Origin of the sequence: Pantoea sp. RIT-PI-b (assembly GCF_001187905.1) — a bacterium.
GTDB lineage: Bacteria > Pseudomonadota > Gammaproteobacteria > Enterobacterales > Enterobacteriaceae > Pantoea > Pantoea nemavictus.
In genome coordinates, this window is sequence record NZ_LGIS01000012.1 from 311,449 (window position 1) to 329,070 (window position 17,622).

Here is a 17,622-nt window from a genome sequence, read left to right on the forward strand (position 1 = left end):
CTTAGCTCCAGAGTTTTTCCAGCTCGTACAGCTGGCGGCTCTCTGCTTCCATCACGTGTACAATCACGTCACCGAGGTCAACCACCACCCAATCAGAGGCAGTTTTACTGTCAACACCGAGCGGCTTAAGACCCGCAGCGCGTGATTCCTGCACCACGTGATCGGCGATTGAGGCGACGTGACGCGTTGAAGTACCGGTGCAAATAATCATGCAATCGGTGATGCTGGATTTGCCCTGAACATCGATAGCAATAATGTTCTGGCCTTTGAGATCATCAATCTTATCAATAACGAACTCTTGGAGTGCTTTACCTTGCAAAAGGTTCCCCTTAAAAACAGGTGATTACGGACGGGCTAGCGATTCGAGAAAGGTAGCCGAAAATGAAGCGGCGCAGTATAGCATGCCACCTTTAGCTGCGATATAAGCCAACGCTATTGATATAGCCGATGACCGCCTCAGGCAGTAAATCCGCGCAGGAAGCGCCCGCATGGCGACGTTGACGAATCTCAGTCGCTGAGATGTTAAGGAGCGGCGTATCAGCCAGCCAAATCTTTCCTGCGGGTGAGTGATGCAGCTGCTGCGCATCATCGGCAAGATGATCATCAAGCCACTGCTGCATTTGTGGCGTGTCCATCTGCGTGGCGTAAGCCGGACGTTGGCAAACCAGTAAATGACACAGCGACAGCAACTCCTGCCAGCGATGCCATTTGCCTAACGTTAGCAGAGAATCCTGACCAATGATAAACCCCAGGGGCTGTTTTGCGCCGCGTTCGGCACGCAGTGCTTCCAGCGTGGCGACGGTCCATGAGGGCGTTTCACGCTCCAGCTCGCGTGTATCGATATCAAACAAGGGGCGGTCAGCGATAGCACAGCGCAACATCTCAACACGCTGCTGCGCACTGGCCTCAGGCTGCGGACGATGCGGCGGCACATTGTTCGGTAAAAGCGTCACCTTCTTCAAACCGACCTGCTGTGCCAGAGCTTCTACCGGGCGCAGATGACCATAATGAATCGGATCGAAGGTGCCGCCAAACAGGGCATAGAGTTTAGACATCGGTAAAGCTCAAGGGGAAATCGCGGTGGCACAGCAGCAGCGACAGCGTTTCCAGCTGTGGCCATAGATTTTGCCCGTAATCCTGCTTCATGCTGAGCTCCAGCTCTGCCAGCAGCTGCACCGCACGCTGCAAACGACGTGCATCAAGACGCTGTAGTGCTTCGGTAAACAGTGCGCGGCGGTTTTGCCAGATTCGTTGCTGATCCATCAACGTACGCAGTGCTTGTTTCGCCTGATTACGCTGCAGGTGCAATAAGGTCAGCAAATCGCGCTGTAGCGTACGCAGCAGAATAACGACTTCGCTGTCCTCTTTCTCCAGCTGATGCAGAATATGCAGGGCACGTTTACTTTTCCCTGCCAGCAGCGCATCAACCCAGTGAAACGGGGTAAAGTGCGCGGCATCGTTAACGGCGGCTTCCACGCGCGGCAAGGTCAATTTGCCATCTGGCCACAGTAGCGATAAACGTTCCAGCGCTTGAGCCAATGCCAGCAGGTTGCCTTCGTAGCAGTAGCAGAGCAGTTGGATTGCGGCGTCATCGACGCTGAGCTTCATCGTTTTAGCACGGCTGGCAACCCAACGCGGCAGCTGTGCTTGCTCAGGCGTTTGGCATGGCACCAGCACGGCATGCGCACTCAGGGCTTTGAACCAGGCGCTGTTCTCCTGCGCTTTGGTTAACTTAGCCATCCGCAACACCAGCAAAATATCGCTGTGCAACAACGTCGCCAGCTTCACCAACTGCTCGGCGATGGCGGCGTTAGGGCCGTTTTCCGGCAGCTGCAGGGTTAGCGTTTGGCGTTGGGTAAACAGGCTAAGCGATTGGCAACTGACGAAGATCGCATCCCAGTCAGTTTGTGCATCAAGAGTGACGCTGAAATGCTCTTCAAATCCTTGCGCTGTTGCAGTGACACGAATTGCATCCGCGCTTTCCTGTATCAGCAGCGGTTCGTTGCCGGTAAGAAAATAACAGGCGCGCAGCCCTTCACGAAGCTGCGCGCTCAGTTGTTCAGGATAAATCCTGATCATTGCAGACTGGTAGCTGACGAAGATGACACTTCCGGTGAGTTTTCTCCCGGCAAAATCACGTCAGGCTCCGGCAACGTTTGTTTGTTATTTATCTGTGCGGCATGCACAGTCAGCAGTTTACGTACTAACTGTTCGGCGGCACGCTGACGCATCTCTTGCACAATCATATCTTGCTCGGCATCCTTCGCCAGTGCGGCGTTCGGGTTGTCGAAGAAAGAGCGATACACGGTAGTGCTGATCGGGTAGATGCCTTTACCCGGCAGCAGAACCTGCGCCGTCACCGTCATCACCAGAGAATATTCCGCGGTGGTACCGCTAATAAACACCGATGCAGTATCTCGTCCTTGCCTTGCTGAACCAAGACGTAGCGTTGGATACTTAGCACTAGCCTCATCACTGTCTTCAACAATATTCACATTGTTGATACGCAGCTGCTGGCGCACGGCGCGCGCCAGTGGACCATAGGGATCGCCGGTCTGGACGATGAGCGTTTTCATTTCACTCGGCACCGCCGTGGTGCCGCGCGGGTGAAAACCACAGCCTGCGGTAATCATTACCGCAAGCAGGACAAACAGCCTGATAATCAGTTGTCGCACAGTTCCTCCTGAACTTAACCCACAACCAGGTTAAGCAGTTTGCCAGGGACATAAATCACTTTACGAATGGTGACGCCTTCCAGATATTTTGCCACCAAATGCTCCTGTGCAGCACGCGCCTGCACCTGCTCCTGCGTTGCATCCGGCGCAACGGTAATCCTGCCGCGCACTTTGCCATTGACCTGAACCACTACCAGCAGCGAGTCTTCCACCATAGCGGCTTCATCGGCAACCGGCCAGCTCGCTTCGTCAATGCTGCCTTCGCCGCCCAGCGCCTGCCACAGCACGTAGCTGGCGTGCGGGGTAAACGGATAAAGCAGACGAGTCACCGCCACCAGTGCTTCCTGCAGCAGTGCACGATCTTGTTCGCTTTCCTGTGGCGCACGGATCAGCTTGTTCATCAGCTCCATGATAGCCGCGATAGCGGTGTTAAACGTCTGACGACGACCCACATCATCGGCCACTTTGGCGATAGTTTTGTGCAGATCGCGACGCAGCGCTTTCTGATCGTCATTCAGGCCATTTACGTCCAGGGCAACGGTCGCGCCTTTGGCAACATGTTCGTAAGCCAGCTTCCACACGCGCTTCAGGAAGCGGTTGGCGCCTTCAACGCCCGATTCCTGCCACTCCAGCGTCATCTCCGCCGGGGAGGCAAACATCATGAACAGGCGTACAGTATCCGCACCGTAGCGTTCAACCATCAGCTGTGGATCGATGCCGTTATTTTTCGACTTCGACATTTTGCTCATGCCTGCGTATACCACTTCACGGCCTTCAGTATCGGTGGCTTTAACAATGCGGCCTTTTTCATCACGCTCAACGGTCACGTCTACCGGAGACACCCAGTTACGCTCGCCGTTCACGCCGATATAGTAGAACGCATCGGCCAGAACCATGCCCTGACACAGCAGGCGTTTAGCCGGCTCATTCGAGTTCACCAGGCCCGCATCACGCAGCAGCTTGTGATAGAAGCGGAAGTACAGCAGATGCATGATGGCGTGTTCGATACCGCCAACATACTGATCGACCGGCAGCCAGTAGTTCGCTGCCGCCGGATCCAGCATGCCTTCGTTGTAATTGGTGCAGGTGTAGCGTGCGTAATACCACGATGACTCCATGAAGGTGTCAAAAGTGTCGGTTTCACGCAGCGCTGGCTGGCCGTTTACGGTAGTTTTGGCCCACTCAGGATCGGCTTTGATTGGGCTGGTAATACCATCCATGACAACGTCTTCAGGGAGGATAACCGGCAGCTGATCTTCTGGCGTAGGCATGACGGTGCCATCTTCCAGCGTCACCATTGGAATCGGTGCGCCCCAGTAACGCTGACGGGAAACGCCCCAGTCGCGCAGACGGTAATTAACTTTACGCACACCGACGCCTTTGGCAGCCAGCGCGTCGGCGATAGCATTAAAGCCCGCCTGATGATCCAAACCGTTGTACTCGCCAGAGTTGAACAGCGAGCCTTTCTCGGTCATCGCTGCGGCACTCAGATCCGGCTCGGAACCGTCGAGGTTCAGCACGACAGGCTTAATGTTCAGGTTGTATTTGGTGGCGAACTCCCAGTCACGCTGATCGTGCCCTGGAACGGCCATTACCGCACCGGTGCCGTATTCCATCAGCACGAAGTTAGCGACCCACACCGGGATCTCTTCACCGGTCAACGGATGGATTGCAGACAGGCCGGTGGCCACGCCTTTCTTCTCCATCGTTGCCATGTCTGCTTCGGCGACTTTGGTGGTACGGCATTCATCAATGAATTCAGCCAAAGCGGGATTCGTGGCGGCAGCTTGCTGTGCCAGCGGGTGACCTGCGGCAACAGCCAAATAAGTTGCACCCATGAAGGTGTCTGGACGCGTGGTGTAAACGGTCAGCTTCTCAGCGCTATTAACCACATCAAAGGTGATCTCCACGCCTTCTGAACGGCCAATCCAGTTACGCTGCATGGTTTTGACCTGTTCCGGCCAATCTTCAAGCGTATCAAGATCGTTGAGCAGCTCTTCCGCATAAGCGGTGATTTTCACAAACCACTGCGGGATCTCTTTGCGCTCAACTTTGGTGTCGCAACGCCAGCAGCAGCCATCAATAACCTGCTCGTTGGCCAGCACCGTCTGATCGTTCGGGCACCAGTTCACCGCAGAGGTCTTCTTATAGACCATGCCTTTTTCATACAGCTTAGTGAAGAACCACTGCTCCCAGCGGTAGTATTCTGGCTGGCAGGTCGCCAGTTCACGGCTCCAGTCGTAGCCAAAGCCCAGCAGTTTCAGCTGATTCTTCATATAGGCGATGTTGTCGTAAGTCCACGGTGCAGGGGCAGTGTTATTTTTCACCGCGGCGCCTTCCGCCGGCAGACCAAATGCATCCCAACCGATGGGTTGCAACACGTTTTTGCCAAGCATGCGCTGGTAACGCGCAATCACATCGCCAATGGTGTAGTTACGCACGTGGCCCATGTGTAGGCGACCAGAAGGATAGGGCAGCATGGACAGGCAGTAATACTTCTCTTTGCCTTCCTGCTCGGTCACTTTAAAGGTTTCGTTTTCGTCCCAGTGTTGTTGGACGCGGGTTTCTATCTCTTCCGGGCGGTATTGCTCTTGCATGGCTGCCTGTGGTCCTTTGTGAAAATCGAAAATCGCTAAGCATAGATCCGCATAGCATACCCATAAGGCTGCGCCTCAACAACTTTTCACGCCCCTGCAAACCGGATTTCTGCTGAATGCGCCGCCGCTTTCACCCTTTTGTGATTTCTCCCGTTGTCAGCGCTGCAAATGTGCCAAAGCAGCTAAACTTAACTGCAGCACCCGTAGCGGAAAGGAGAACAAAATGAATAACGTGGCGCAGGAATACCGTGCAACGATTGAAGCATTATCCCAACGTTTGGATCATGGCGAGCGTGATGTTGATGCACTGGTCGCGGAGGCACGGCAAAGTTTGCTGGCGAAGAAGACGCTGTCGCCCGCCGAGGTAAATGAAGTGATGCGTGCCGTACGGCGCGATTTGCATGAGTTTGCGCTGAGCTATCAGGAGTCTTCTGATGTGGTCGGCGATTCGGTGTTTTTACGGGTGATTCGTGAGAGCCTGTGGAAAGAATTGGCGGATATCACTGATAAAAGCCAGTTAGAGTGGCGCGAAGTGTTTCAGGATCTCCGTCATCACGGCGTTTACCAGAGCGGTGAAGTGGTCGGCTTGGGGAATTTAGTCTGCGAGAAGTGCGGCTTCACGCGGGCGATTTATACGCCAGAGAGCTTAACGCGCTGCCCGGAGTGTGGCCACGATCAGTTCCAGCGTCAGCCATTTGAACCCTGATTTTATAAACGAATAACCCCCGCGCGATGAATCGCGCCGCTACGGGTACGAGCACTTATCGTAGCGGCGCAATTTATTGCGCTAATCAGTGCAGGATCTTCGCCAGGAAGTCTTTCGCACGATCGGATTGCGGATTGTTAAAGAAGTCATCCTTATTGGTGTCTTCAATAATTTTCCCTTCATCCATAAAGATCACGCGGTTAGCGACTTTACGCGCAAAGCCCATTTCATGCGTCACCACCATCATGGTCATACCTTCATTCGCTAACTCAACCATTACGTCTAACACTTCGTTGATCATTTCTGGATCGAGCGCTGACGTCGGCTCATCAAACAGCATTGCTACCGGATCCATGCACAATGCACGGGCGATCGCTACGCGCTGCTGCTGACCACCGGAAAGCTGCCCCGGAAATTTATCGGCGTGCGCTGCCAGCCCAACGCGTTTTAGTAGGTTCTGCGCTTTCTCGCGCGATGCTGCTTTATCCCGCTTCAGCACCTTAACCTGCGCCAGCGTCAGATTCTCAATGATGCTGAGATGTGGGAACAGTTCGAAGTGCTGAAACACCATGCCCACTTTGCTACGCAACTGGGCGAGGTTGGTTTTTTTGTTATTCACTTCGGTGCCGGTCACCTGAATGCTGCCTTTTTGAATCGGCTCCAGACCGTTGACGGTTTTAATCAGCGTTGATTTACCTGAGCCAGACGGACCGCAGACCACCACCACTTCACCTTTTTTTACTTCGGTGGAGCAGTCGGTCAGCACCTGAAAGTGCCCATACCACTTCGAAACATTTTTCAGGCTAATCATTTAAACCGTCCTTTTTCTTTTCAGATAGGTAACCAACAGCGAAGCGCTCAGGCTGATCACGAAGTAGACCAGACCGGCAAACAAAATCATCTCAACCTGGGTTCCGTCGCGCTCACCAATGGTAGAGGCGGTGCGGAAGAAGTCAGCCAGGCTCAATACATATACCAGCGAGGTATCCTGGAACAGGACAATACCTTGCGTCAGCAACAGCGGCACCATGGCGCGGAACGCCTGCGGCAGCACGATCAATTTCATCGATTGCCAATGCGTCATGCCCAGCGCCAGTGCGGCGTTGGATTGACCGCGCGAGATGCTCTGGATGCCCGCGCGGATAATTTCCGAATAGTACGCAGCCTCAAATAACGCAAATGCCACCATGGCGGAGATCAGGCGGATATCCGATTTAGGCGATAAGCCCAGCACCTGCTGTAGGAACGCGGGCACGACCAAATAGAACCATAGCAGCACCATCACCAACGGAACGGAGCGGAACAGGTTGACGTAAAGCTTGGCAAACCAGCGCACCGGCGCAATCGGCGACAAGCGCATCACCGCCAAAATTGTGCCCCAGATAATGCCAAATACCACGGCAATCGCGGTGATCTTGAAGGTAATGATCAACCCATTCCATAAGTAAGGCAGGCTGGGAACAATCGAACTCCAATCAAACTCGTACATTATTTGCCTCCCATATTGCCAGGCAGGCGGATTTTGCGTTCTACCACACTCATAATCAGCATGATCACCAGGTTAATGCCGACGTACGCCAGGGTGATGGCGGTAAAGGATTCATAGGCATGGGCGGAGTAATCCAACAGCTTGCCCGCCTGCGCCGCCATATCCACCAGACCGATGGTTGAGGCGATGGCCGAGTTCTTCACCAGGTTGAGCATTTCCGAAGTCATCGGCGGTACAATCACGCGATATGCATTCGGCAGCAGCACATAACGATAGGTTTGCGGCAGTGTCAGCCCCATCGCTAAGCCCGCATTTTTCTGACCGCTTGGCAGCGACTGAATCGCCGCGCGCACCTGCTCACAGACACGTGCTGCGGTGAACAAGCCAAGGCAAATCGTGGATGAAACGAAGAATTGAATATTGGGGTCTAGCTCCGCTTTAAACCACATGCCAAGGTTTTCCCCGACCAGCTCTGGCGCCACCAGATACCAGAAGAAGAACTGCACAATCAGCGGGATGTTACGGAACAGTTCCACGTAGCAGGTGCCAATCGTCGCCAGCAGGCGGTTGGGCACGGTACGCAGAATGCCAAAGAAGGAACCTACCAGGAAGGCGATAATCCAGGCGCAGCAGGACACCGCAATGGTGACCTGAAATCCGGACCACAGCCAGCCAAGGTAAGTCGTATTGCCGAACGGGGCCTGTTCAAGAAAAATGCCCCAGTTCCAATCGATACCCATAACGAGCTCCGGTAAAAAAAGGGTAGCGAGGCTACCCATAAGATTGTTGAGCGGTGTCTTACGTCCTGCTTCAGGGGAACGGCCTGTTACAGTCTGTCTGTCCGCACCGCATGTTCAGCAATCGAGAGGGCAGCGGGGCTGCCCTTGTTGTCGTTGTTAATTCAGAGGGCTTTATCGTTCGGTGCTTTGAACAGGGCCTGCATGTCACTTGAAAGTTCGAAGTTCAGGTTCAGATTTTTCGGTGGAATTGGCTGTTTGAACCAGGTTTCAAACCATTTTGACGCTTCGCCCGAGGTTTGTGCTTTGGCAATAGTTTCATCCATCAGCTGTTTGAACTGGGGATCCTGATTACGCAGCATGCAGCCGTAAGCTTCTTTCGACTGCGGCGTGCCAACGATATCCCAGTTGTCAGGCTTCTTGGCCTTCGCACGTTCACCCGCCAGCAGCGCATCATCCATCATGAAGGCCACAGCACGACCGGTCTCCAGCGTACGGAAAGAATCACCATGGTCTTTTGCGCTGATGATGCGCATATCCATTTTCTTCTCATCGTTCAGCTTGTGCAGCAGCACTTCAGAGGTGGTACCGGAAGTCACCACAACGGTTTTGCCTTTCAGATCATCGAAATCTTTGATGTCGCCGCCTTTTTTCACCAGCAGACGCGTACCGATGATGAACACGGTGTCAGAGAAAGCCGCTTGTTTCTGACGCTCAAGGTTGTTGGTGGTAGAACCACACTCAAAATCGTAAGTGCCGTTCTGCAACAGTGGAATACGGTTCTGTGAGGTAATCGGCAGCATTTTAATCTGCAGATCCGGCTTATTCAGCTTGGCCTTAATGGCGGCAATAATGGCGTTTGAGTAATCCTGTGAATAGCCAACCACTTTTTGCTGGTTGTCATAGTAAGAAAAGGGAACTGACGACTCACGATGCCCAACGACGATCACGCCGCTATCATTGATTTTTTTCAGGGTACCGGTGAGATCTTCCGCCTGGGCCGCTCCCGCTGCTGCTCCCAACAGCAAAAGAGATAATGCCACTTTGCGTATCTGCATGTTCCAACTCCTTCGTATGGATGTCGCGCAGAACATAAACTGCGCAGATTGTGATGTTGTGTGTATTTCGTGCTGCTTTTTTAGTTATCCCATAGCGCAACTGCACGCAGGATAGTGATTAACATAGCGAATTGTTAACGCAATGAAACAAAAAAGTTTCTTTTTTGCGAGCCGCTCCGCACCAATAAAAGGCAAAAATTTCCTGATGCGCTAACAGAGTGCACATCAATGCCACAAATTAGTGCGTGAAGGTTGCAATACGCTGACAAAAGCCAATGTTTGCGAAAATCACTGAAATAAATAGCAATGATCGTGCCAGCACGATGAATATCTGTAAAAAGACAGCAGAGAATCGGGGAAAGCGGGGCGGAAGAGAGAGAAAACAGCGGATAAAACAGGCGAAGTGTTTACTTCGCCTGTCATGACAACAACCGGATTAGTGACGACGGCGCAAAATCGCTACCACGATGCCAATCAACGTCAGAATCCATACTGGCCAGATACCCGCTTTGGCATACGGTGTTTCACCGCGGGTTGGTGTCACTTTGGCTTCCAGAACGTCGCGCGTGAACTGTGCCAGCTCCTTCTCCACCTCGCCGTTGGCGTTTACTACCGCGGTAACGCCATTGTTGGTGGAACGCAGCAGCGGACGTCCCAGCTCCAGCGCACGCATGCGCGCCATCTGGAAATGCTGCCATGGCCCGATTGAATGGCCGAACCAGGCATCGTTAGAGACCGTCAACAAGAAATTGGTATCCGGACGGAAGTTGGCTCGAACCTGTTCCCCCAGCACGATCTCATAGCAGATAGCGCTGGTTAGGTTATAACCCGACACTTTCAGCTGCGGCTGAACATAGGCGCCACGGCTAAAGGATGACATCGGGAGATCGAAGAATGGAGCTAATGGCCGCAGCAGCTCCTCCAGCGGTACAAATTCACCAAAGGGTACCAGATGGTTTTTCTGATAACGGTTCTGGCTTTGATAGCTGTAAGGCTGTTCGCCACCCAATACAATGACTGAGTTATAGTCGTGATAGCGATGATCACCTTCCACGCGCGAATCCACGATACCGGTAATCAGTGAACTGCCACGCGCGCGCAGCTTAGCATCCAGCGCACGCAGAAACGGCTGCTGGTTGCTTTCCAGATCGGTAATCGCTGATTCCGGCCAGATGATGATCGGTGCTTTACCGATAAACGGCTGGCTGTATGAGGTGTAGACGCGCAGCGTATTCAGTAACTGCTGGGGATCCCACTTCATCGACTGTGGAATGTTGCCTTGCACCATGGCGACATCAACACTACGTTCCGGCAGCGGCTGATACCACTGCAGCATGCGCAGTGGCCACGGCAGCAACAGCAGTAACGCGGCGGCTATTAAACTTTTTACCGTGCGGTGATGTAACGCGTGAACCAGCAGGCCAGCGATAACCATCAGCAGGAAGGTAATGGTTTCTACCCCGGCTAACGGCGCTAACCCCTTCAGCGGGCCGTCAATCTGGCTGTAGCCAAACTGCAGCCACGGAAAGCCGGTGAGAACCCAGCCGCGCAGGAATTCGCTAACTTGCCATAAAGCCGGTGCTGCCAACGCCAAACGCCATAGCGTTGCGCGTGGCCAGAAACGGTTAAGTAAGCTGGCGAACAGCAGCGGATAAAGCGACAGATAGGCCGCCAGCAGAATCACCAGGAAGATGTTAACCGGGCCGGGCATGCCACCGAATGTGGCAATGCTGACGTAGACCCAGTTGATGCCGCTACCAAACAGTCCAAATCCCCAGACGAAGCCGATGGCCGCCGCCTGTGCAGTGCGGCGTTCCAGCAGCAACAGCTGCAGACCAAACAGCGAAATTAACGCAGCGGGCCAGAAATCGTAGGGAGAAAAGGAAAGGGTGCCAATGGCACCCATAATTAACGCCAGCAGCAGGCGTACCCGCTGCTGCGAGTAAAGAGAGGCTAAAGCCATAAAATTATTCGTCTTCCAGTTGCGGTTGGGGTGAGTCTTCCGGAATTTTTACATGCACCTGGATAATACGGCGGCTGTCAGCCATTGCGACTTTGAACTGATAACCATCAATGACAATACTTTCGCCGCGAGCGGGAAGGTGGCCGAATCCCTGCATGACCAATCCGCCAATGGTATCGACTTCGTCATCGCTGAAATCGGTGCCAAAGACTTCGTTAAAATCTTCAATTTGCGTTAAAGCACGCATGGTGTAGGTGTAACGATTGAGTTGGCGAATATCACGACCTTCTTCATCGTCATACTCATCTTCAATTTCGCCAACAATCAGCTCAAGAATATCCTCGATGGTCACCAGACCAGAGACGCCACCAAATTCATCAATGACAATTGCCATGTGATAACGCTGCGAGCGGAACTCTTTTAGCATGCGGTCAACGCGCTTGCTTTCAGGCACCACCACGGCGGTGCGCAGCACCTTTTCCATGCTGAACGGCTCAGACGCGCTCGCCATAAACGGCAGCAGGTCTTTGGCCATCAAAATGCCTTCAACATGATCTTTGTCTTCGCTGATCACCGGGAAACGTGAATGCGCAGATTCAATAATCACCGCCAGGCACTCTTCCAGAGTTTGGTTGCGTTTCAGGGTGATCATTTGTGAGCGTGGGATCATGATGTCCCGCACGCGCTGTTCGGCAATATCCAGCACCCCTTCGAGCATGTCGCGGGTATCCTGGTCGATCAGCTCTTTCTGCTCAGAATCGCGGATTAACCCCAGCAGTTCATCACGGTTTTTTGGCTCACCGTGAAACAGTTGGTTGATTAGCAGGGAGAAAAATCCCTTTTTACTACTGGGTGCGTCGCTGTTTTGAGAATGGTCGTCGCTCATGGCGTTTTTATTTCGTTCTCTCTAATGAGGGATTGGGGCTGCTGGCATCCGCGCCAGCAGCGCAATAACCTGAACCAACGGCTCAGGCGTCTTCTTTCTCCGAAATGTACGGATCAGGATAACCAAGAGCAAGCATTATCTCGGTCTCCAGCGCCTCCATCTCTTCGGCTTCTTCATCTTCGATATGGTCGTACCCCAGCAGATGCAGCGTACCGTGCACAACCATATGCGCCCAATGCGCTTCAACGGTTTTGCCTTGTTCAGCAGCCTCTTGCTCGACAACCTGGCGGCAAATGATCAGATCGCCCAGTAGCGGTAACTCAATTCCCGGAGGGGCTTCAAACGGGAAAGAGAGCACGTTCGTCGGCTTATCTTTGCCGCGATAAGTCAGATTAAGCTCATTACTTTCCGCCTCATCCACCAGGCGAACAGTGACTTCGCTTTCCGGCTGAAAGGGTGTTACCGCCGCTTCCAGCCAGCGTTGAAAATCGCTCTCCGCAGGCAGATGGTTTTCATCGGCGCAGGCCAGCTGTAAGTCTAAAATCACCGCGCTCATGAACGCTCCTGCGGGCTGGTTTGGGTGGCAAGCTGAGCCGCGATAGCTTCGCGTTTGCGCTCTTCTGCCTGTTGATCACGGCGTTTCTGATCGGCGGTTTCCCAGGCTTCATAAGCATTCACGATGCGTGCGACAACCGGATGACGGACCACGTCTTCGCTGTGGAAAAAGTTAAAGCTGATCTCATCGACTTCTGCCAGCACTTCAATGGCGTGGCGCAAGCCGGATTTGGTGCTACGCGGCAAGTCAATCTGCGTTATATCACCGGTAATCACCGCTTTGGAATTGAAGCCGATACGCGTCAGGAACATTTTCATCTGCTCGATGGTGGTGTTCTGGCTCTCATCAAGAATGACGAAGGCGTCGTTCAGCGTGCGTCCGCGCATGTAGGCCAGCGGAGCGACTTCGATGACGTTACGCTCAATCAGTTTCTCTACACGCTCAAAGCCGAGCATTTCGAACAGCGCGTCGTAGAGTGGACGCAAATAGGGGTCCACTTTCTGGCTGAGGTCGCCGGGCAGGAAGCCGAGTTTTTCACCGGCTTCCACCGCCGGACGCGTCAGCAAAATACGACGAATCTCCTGACGTTCCAACGCATCCACCGCGGCAGCCACCGCCAGATAGGTTTTACCGGTACCGGCCGGGCCAATACCAAAAGTGATGTCGTGCGCGAAAATGTTAGCGATGTATTGCGCCTGGTTAGGCGTGCGCGGTTTGATCACGCCGCGCTTGGTTTTGATATTCACCGCTTTGCCGAATTCCGGCACGCTCTCAGCGCTTTGTTCCAGTACGCGGCTCTCTTTGATCGCCAGGTGAATCTGGTCCGGTTCGATATCTTTAATCTGACCACGCATCGGGGCGGTATCAACGTACAGGGTACGCAGGATATTCACGGCAGCGTCCACGCACAGCGAGCGTCCAGTCAGCGTGAACAGGTTATCGCGACGTTTGATTTCAAGGCCCAAACGGCGCTCTAGCTGCTTCACATTGTCATCCATCGGACCGCACAAGCTCATCAGTCGTTGGTTATCTGCCGGTTCAAGGGCTATTTCACGCGTTTCGATATTCAAATGAATCCTTAAGGTCACTCAGGGCCAGTTGAAAAGGTGTGCCGGATGCTGGCATCAAAGCGTTCAGCATCTTTATGGAATTATTTATGGCGCTGCGCACAGGCGCAAGCTTCAGAAACGATATTTGGGCAGCGTCTGCGGAAAGCAAGGGCGACAGGATGAAACAGGCGACAGCGCTTTGTGCGCTATCGCTCAACGTTAGAGGTTTCAAGGCTGGAACAAACCAACGCCGATTTCGTTCTCTTTGCGGGTACGGGCAATCACCGACGCTGGACTCTCTGCTACACGCAGCGCCATTTGCTCTTCGGTGCGCACCAGCACGCCACGCAGTGAGCTGGCGTAGACATCAACAATTTCAACATCAACAAACTTACCGATCATTTCAACCGGCGCTTCGAAATTCACTACGCGGTTGTTATCGGTACGACCGGTCAGCTCCATCACATTCTTGCGTGAAATTCCTTCGACCAGTACGCGCTGCGTAGTGCCCAACATGCGGCGGCTCCACGCCATTACCTGTTGATTGATGCGGTCTTGCAGAATGTGGAGACGCTGCTTTTTCTCCTCTTCCGACACATCATCTGGCAGATCGGCCGCTGGCGTGCCTGGGCGCATCGAGTAGATAAAGCTGAAGCTCACATCGAAATTCACTTCGCCCACCAGCTTCATGGTCTGCTCGAAGTCCTGCTGTGTCTCACCCGGAAAGCCGATGATGAAATCAGAGCTCAGCTGGATATCCGGACGCGCCGCCTTCAGCTTGCGAATAATCGCTTTGTACTCCAGTGCGGTGTGAGCACGCTTCATCAGGGTCAGGATACGATCCGAGCCGCTCTGGACGGGCAGGTGCAGGAAACTTGCCAGCTCGGGGGTATCACGATAGACCTCGATAATGTCATCGGTAAATTCAATCGGATGGCTGGTGGTGAAACGAATACGGTCAATGCCGTCGATTGCCGCCACTAAGCGCAGCAATTCAGCAAAGGTACAGATATCGCCATCAAAGGTGGCACCGCGATAGGCATTGACGTTCTGGCCCAGCAGGTTAACTTCTCGTACGCCCTGAGCGGCCAACTGGGCGACCTCAAGCAGAATATCGTCGCTTGGACGGCTTACTTCCTCACCGCGGGTGTAAGGCACCACGCAGAAAGTGCAGTATTTGTTGCAGCCTTCCATGATGGAAACAAACGCGGTTGGGCCATCTGCGCGCGGTTCGGGCAGGCGGTCAAACTTTTCGATTTCCGGGAAGCTGATGTCTACGATTGGGCTTTTACTGCCGCGTACGGTGTTGATCATCTCCGGCAGGCGATGCAACGTTTGTGGACCAAACACGATATCAACGTAACTGGCGCGTTGACGCAGACGTTCACCTTCCTGCGAGGCTACACAACCACCCACCCCGATGATCACCTCGGGATTATCGGCTTTCAGCTTTTTCCAACGGCCTAACAGTGCAAAAACCTTCTCCTGCGCTTTTTCACGAATTGAGCAGGTGTTGAGCAGCAGAACGTCCGCTTCTTCAGCTGCCTCAGTGAGGGTATAGCCGTGCGTACTGTTCAACAGATCGGCCATCTTCGATGAATCATACTCATTCATCTGACAGCCCCAGGTCTTGATATGCAGTTTTTTGGTCATCGAACTAGCCATTGGTTAACGCGAAGTGCAGGGCGCGTATTGTAATGCCTCGCTGCAGCTGTGACCAGCTAACCCTGCATACTTCACGCATGCACGTCGCATCGAATGACGAATTTCCGGTACACTTTAGCTATCAACGTGATGCTGTAAGGTCTCACGGCAAAAAGAAGGATTAGAGTCGATGCAGGATTCACATTTTGATGTGGTGATCGTGGGCGGTGGCATGGTTGGCGCGGCGCTGGCGTGTGGTCTGGCGCAGCAACAGTTCCGCGTGGCAGTGATTGAACGAGCGGAGCCAGCGGCCTTTGATGCTAGCAGCGAGCCGGATGTGCGAATTTCCGCGATTGGTGCCTCCTCAGTCGCACTGCTGCAGCAGCTGGATGTTTGGCAGCGCGTACTGGCTATGCGCTGTGCACCTTATCGGCAGTTGGAAACCTGGGAGTGGCAAAACGCGCATGTATCATTTGATGCAGCGTCGCTTGGATTACCTGAGTTGGGCTTCATGGTGGAGAACAGCGTGCTGCAGCGGTCGCTGTGGGAAAAGATGCAGGAAGAAGGCATCACGCTAATTTGCCCGGCGAGTTTACAGGGTTTGCAGCCGCATAGCGCTGGCTGGCATGTGCAACTGGATAGCGGGCAAACGCTGGATACGCGTTTAGTGGTCGGCGCTGATGGTGCCAACTCACGGGTGCGTCAATTAGCGGGCATTGGCGTGCGAGGATGGCACTATGCGCAATCCTGTATGCTTATCAGCGTGGAGTGCGAGCAGTATGTTGGCGACTCCACCTGGCAGCAGTTTACGCCGCAAGGGCCACGTGCTTTCCTGCCGCTGTTTGATCGTCGTGCTTCGCTGGTGTGGTATGACGCGCCGGCGCGTATTCGTCAGCTGCAAAGTTTGCCGTTGTCACAGCTGGAGAAAGAGATTCATGCGAACTTTCCGGCCCGTGTGGGAAACTTTAAAGTCAAAACCGCAGCATCGTTCCCGCTGGTGCGACGTCATGCTACGCGTTATGTGATGCCCGGATTAGCGCTGGTGGGGGATGCGGCGCATACCATCAACCCGTTGGCCGGGCAGGGTGTTAACCTGGGCTATCGGGATGTGGATGCTTTGATCACTACGCTGGTTGAGGCGCGCAGCCAGGCGGAGCTTTGGGCATCGGATGCCGTGCTGCAGCGTTATCATCGTCAGCGTTATAAAGACAACTTACTGATGCAGGGCGGGATGGATCTGTTCTACTTCGCATTTAGTAATAAGCTGCCGCCATTACGCTTTGCGCGCAATCTGGCGCTGATTGCCGCGGAGAATGCCGGAGCGTTAAAACGCAAGGTGCTGCGCTACGCGCTAGGTTTATAAATCGTAGGGGGCGCATCAGTGCGCTCCGGGTTAATGCCCGAACGCAGAAAACAATAAAGCCCGCAAAAGCGGGCTTTATTGTGCAATTTGGCTGGGGTGCAGGGATTCGAACCCCGGAATGCTGGTATCAGAAACCAGTGCCTTACCGCTTGGCGACACCCCAATAGGTGTTTAATCAAATTGTCTTTTTATGGCTGGGGTGCAGGGATTCGAACCCCGGAATGCTGGTATCAGAAACCAGAGCCTTACCGCTTGGCGACACCCCAATAATTTGGTGGCTACGACGGGATTTGAACCTGTGACCCCATCATTATGAGTGATGTGCTCTAACCAGCTGAGCTACGTAGCCTTGGTACTGCTTACTGCATCCGACGATGGCTGGGATACCTGGATTCGAACCAGGGAATGCCGGTATCAAAAACCGGTGCCTTACCGCTTGGCGATATCCCATTCGTCGATTTTGTATCCACAACATATTCCGGATTGGCTGGGGTACCAGGATTCGAACCTGGGAATGCTGGTATCAAAAACCAGTGCCTTACCGCTTGGCGATACCCCATCCGGCTGCCGAAGACTGAAATGGTGCGGGAGGCGAGACTTGAACTCGCACACCTTGCGGCGCTAGAACCTAAATCTAGTGCGTCTACCAATTTCGCCACTCCCGCAAAAAGATGGTGGCTACGACGGGATTTGAACCTGTGACCCCATCATTATGAGTGATGTGCTCTAACCAGCTGAGCTACGTAGCCATCTTTTTCGCGTAACCTTCATCGGCGTTGCGGGGCGCATTATGCGTATTGAGTCTTGTAGCGTCAACAATTTTTTTGCCGTTTTTCGCCTTAAAACGCCTGTTTGTCTGGCTTGTAACCAGGCTGGTGGTTTATTCGGCAATTTTCACT

16 protein-coding genes and 7 tRNA genes are annotated in these 17,622 nt (G+C 53.6%); 2 read left to right on the forward strand and 21 right to left on the reverse strand.

Translation table 11 applies throughout. The features are described 5' to 3' along the window. Position 1: 1 nt before the first annotated feature. The 5 genes from rsfS to leuS all read right to left on the reverse strand — a co-directional run bounded on the left by rsfS (position 2) and on the right by leuS (position 5,272). Positions 2-319: a ribosome silencing factor gene (gene rsfS, locus AC790_RS03165; RefSeq protein ID WP_007890696.1), complete on the reverse strand. Its 318-nt coding sequence runs from the start codon at positions 317-319 to the stop codon at positions 2-4. 91 nt (positions 320-410) lie between these two features. Next, the gene (gene nadD, locus AC790_RS03170; protein WP_049850891.1) at positions 411-1,055 is read right to left on the reverse strand and encodes a nicotinate-nucleotide adenylyltransferase; all 645 of its coding nucleotides are present in this window, start codon (positions 1,053-1,055) and stop codon (positions 411-413) included. After that, positions 1,048-2,079 (reverse strand): DNA polymerase III subunit delta, encoded by a 1,032-nt coding sequence (gene holA / locus AC790_RS03175; protein ID WP_007890694.1) that lies wholly within the window; start codon positions 2,077-2,079, stop codon positions 1,048-1,050. Before holA ends, nadD begins: the two co-directional genes overlap by 8 nt. Then, positions 2,076-2,675, reverse strand: coding sequence for an LPS assembly lipoprotein LptE (gene lptE, locus AC790_RS03180; protein WP_049850892.1), 600 nt, complete (start codon positions 2,673-2,675; stop codon positions 2,076-2,078). The genes holA and lptE overlap by 4 nt, the downstream gene beginning before the upstream one ends. Before the next feature lie 14 nt (positions 2,676-2,689). Then, a complete protein-coding gene (gene leuS, locus AC790_RS03185) occupies positions 2,690-5,272 on the reverse strand; it encodes a leucine--tRNA ligase (protein ID WP_049850893.1) in 2,583 nt (860 codons plus the stop codon). 223 nt (positions 5,273-5,495) lie between these two features. On the opposite strand from leuS, the gene AC790_RS03190 reads away from it, so the two are divergent. Beyond that, positions 5,496-5,978 (forward strand): zinc ribbon-containing protein, encoded by a 483-nt coding sequence (locus tag AC790_RS03190; protein WP_007890691.1) that lies wholly within the window; start codon positions 5,496-5,498, stop codon positions 5,976-5,978. A gap of 85 nt (positions 5,979-6,063) precedes the next feature. Here AC790_RS03190 and AC790_RS03195 read toward each other — a convergent pair whose 3' ends face one another. The 9 genes from AC790_RS03195 to miaB all read right to left on the reverse strand — a co-directional run bounded on the left by AC790_RS03195 (position 6,064) and on the right by miaB (position 15,369). After that, a complete protein-coding gene (locus AC790_RS03195; RefSeq protein ID WP_007890690.1) occupies positions 6,064-6,789 on the reverse strand; it encodes an amino acid ABC transporter ATP-binding protein in 726 nt (241 codons plus the stop codon). Then, the gene (gene gltK / locus AC790_RS03200) at positions 6,790-7,467 is read right to left on the reverse strand and encodes a glutamate/aspartate ABC transporter permease GltK (protein WP_007890689.1); all 678 of its coding nucleotides are present in this window, start codon (positions 7,465-7,467) and stop codon (positions 6,790-6,792) included. After that, positions 7,467-8,207 carry an amino acid ABC transporter permease gene (locus tag AC790_RS03205; RefSeq protein ID WP_007890688.1) on the reverse strand — a complete coding sequence of 247 codons (741 nt, stop codon included), beginning with the start codon at positions 8,205-8,207 and terminating at the stop codon, positions 7,467-7,469. Before AC790_RS03205 ends, gltK begins: the two co-directional genes overlap by 1 nt. A gap of 161 nt (positions 8,208-8,368) precedes the next feature. Beyond that, the gene (locus tag AC790_RS03210; protein WP_007890687.1) at positions 8,369-9,262 is read right to left on the reverse strand and encodes a glutamate/aspartate ABC transporter substrate-binding protein; all 894 of its coding nucleotides are present in this window, start codon (positions 9,260-9,262) and stop codon (positions 8,369-8,371) included. A gap of 436 nt (positions 9,263-9,698) precedes the next feature. Beyond that, positions 9,699-11,225: an apolipoprotein N-acyltransferase gene (lnt, locus tag AC790_RS03215; protein WP_049850894.1), complete on the reverse strand. Its 1,527-nt coding sequence runs from the start codon at positions 11,223-11,225 to the stop codon at positions 9,699-9,701. A gap of 4 nt (positions 11,226-11,229) precedes the next feature. Further along, on the reverse strand, positions 11,230-12,111 hold the full coding sequence (gene corC, locus AC790_RS03220; RefSeq protein WP_049850895.1) for a CNNM family magnesium/cobalt transport protein CorC: 882 nt from the start codon (positions 12,109-12,111) through the stop codon (positions 11,230-11,232). A gap of 82 nt (positions 12,112-12,193) precedes the next feature. Further along, entirely contained in the window at positions 12,194-12,667 is a 474-nt protein-coding gene (ybeY, locus tag AC790_RS03225; RefSeq protein WP_007890684.1) for an rRNA maturation RNase YbeY, read from the reverse strand. Beyond that, positions 12,664-13,737: a PhoH family protein gene (locus AC790_RS03230; RefSeq protein WP_049850896.1), complete on the reverse strand. Its 1,074-nt coding sequence runs from the start codon at positions 13,735-13,737 to the stop codon at positions 12,664-12,666. The genes ybeY and AC790_RS03230 overlap by 4 nt, the downstream gene beginning before the upstream one ends. Positions 13,738-13,944: 207 nt before the next feature. Continuing rightward, positions 13,945-15,369 carry a tRNA (N6-isopentenyl adenosine(37)-C2)-methylthiotransferase MiaB gene (miaB, locus tag AC790_RS03235; protein ID WP_049850897.1) on the reverse strand — a complete coding sequence of 475 codons (1,425 nt, stop codon included), beginning with the start codon at positions 15,367-15,369 and terminating at the stop codon, positions 13,945-13,947. A gap of 181 nt (positions 15,370-15,550) precedes the next feature. On the opposite strand from miaB, the gene ubiF reads away from it, so the two are divergent. Then, positions 15,551-16,723, forward strand: coding sequence for a 3-demethoxyubiquinol 3-hydroxylase (gene ubiF, locus AC790_RS03240; protein ID WP_049850898.1), 1,173 nt, complete (start codon positions 15,551-15,553; stop codon positions 16,721-16,723). A gap of 88 nt (positions 16,724-16,811) precedes the next feature. Here the strand turns inward: ubiF and AC790_RS03245 are convergent. The 7 genes from AC790_RS03245 to AC790_RS03275 form a co-directional block, all read right to left on the reverse strand. Then, positions 16,812-16,886: transfer RNA gene (locus AC790_RS03245), tRNA-Gln, on the reverse strand. Between the two features lie 28 nt (positions 16,887-16,914). Further along, a tRNA-Gln gene (locus AC790_RS03250) sits at positions 16,915-16,989 on the reverse strand. A 6-nt stretch (positions 16,990-16,995) separates the two neighbouring features. Further along, positions 16,996-17,072 (reverse strand) — tRNA-Met (locus tag AC790_RS03255). Positions 17,073-17,098: 26 nt separating this feature from the next. Then, positions 17,099-17,173: transfer RNA gene (locus AC790_RS03260), tRNA-Gln, on the reverse strand. 34 nt (positions 17,174-17,207) lie between these two features. Continuing rightward, positions 17,208-17,282: transfer RNA gene (locus tag AC790_RS03265), tRNA-Gln, on the reverse strand. 21 nt (positions 17,283-17,303) lie between these two features. Next, positions 17,304-17,388, reverse strand: a tRNA-Leu gene (locus tag AC790_RS03270). Between the two features lie 7 nt (positions 17,389-17,395). Continuing rightward, a tRNA-Met gene (locus tag AC790_RS03275) sits at positions 17,396-17,472 on the reverse strand. Positions 17,473-17,622: the final 150 nt, after the last annotated feature.

What these genes read in the sequence shown, in the direction of transcription:
- nadD (WP_049850891.1), bottom strand. Translation starts at nt 1,055, where the DNA reads ATGTCTAAACTCTATGCCCTGTTTGGCGGCACCTTCGATCCGATTCAT.
- holA (WP_007890694.1), bottom strand. Translation starts at nt 2,079, where the DNA reads ATGATCAGGATTTATCCTGAACAACTGAGCGCGCAGCTTCGTGAAGGG.
- leuS (WP_049850893.1), bottom strand. Translation starts at nt 5,272, where the DNA reads ATGCAAGAGCAATACCGCCCGGAAGAGATAGAAACCCGCGTCCAACAA.
- AC790_RS03190 (WP_007890691.1), top strand. Translation starts at nt 5,496, where the DNA reads ATGAATAACGTGGCGCAGGAATACCGTGCAACGATTGAAGCATTATCC.
- AC790_RS03195 (WP_007890690.1), bottom strand. Translation starts at nt 6,789, where the DNA reads ATGATTAGCCTGAAAAATGTTTCGAAGTGGTATGGGCACTTTCAGGTG.
- gltK (WP_007890689.1), bottom strand. Translation starts at nt 7,467, where the DNA reads ATGTACGAGTTTGATTGGAGTTCGATTGTTCCCAGCCTGCCTTACTTA.
- AC790_RS03205 (WP_007890688.1), bottom strand. Translation starts at nt 8,207, where the DNA reads ATGGGTATCGATTGGAACTGGGGCATTTTTCTTGAACAGGCCCCGTTC.
- AC790_RS03210 (WP_007890687.1), bottom strand. Translation starts at nt 9,262, where the DNA reads ATGCAGATACGCAAAGTGGCATTATCTCTTTTGCTGTTGGGAGCAGCA.
- lnt (WP_049850894.1), bottom strand. Translation starts at nt 11,225, where the DNA reads ATGGCTTTAGCCTCTCTTTACTCGCAGCAGCGGGTACGCCTGCTGCTG.
- corC (WP_049850895.1), bottom strand. Translation starts at nt 12,111, where the DNA reads ATGAGCGACGACCATTCTCAAAACAGCGACGCACCCAGTAGTAAAAAG.
- ybeY (WP_007890684.1), bottom strand. Translation starts at nt 12,667, where the DNA reads ATGAGCGCGGTGATTTTAGACTTACAGCTGGCCTGCGCCGATGAAAAC.
- miaB (WP_049850897.1), bottom strand. Translation starts at nt 15,369, where the DNA reads ATGACCAAAAAACTGCATATCAAGACCTGGGGCTGTCAGATGAATGAG.
- ubiF (WP_049850898.1), top strand. Translation starts at nt 15,551, where the DNA reads ATGCAGGATTCACATTTTGATGTGGTGATCGTGGGCGGTGGCATGGTT.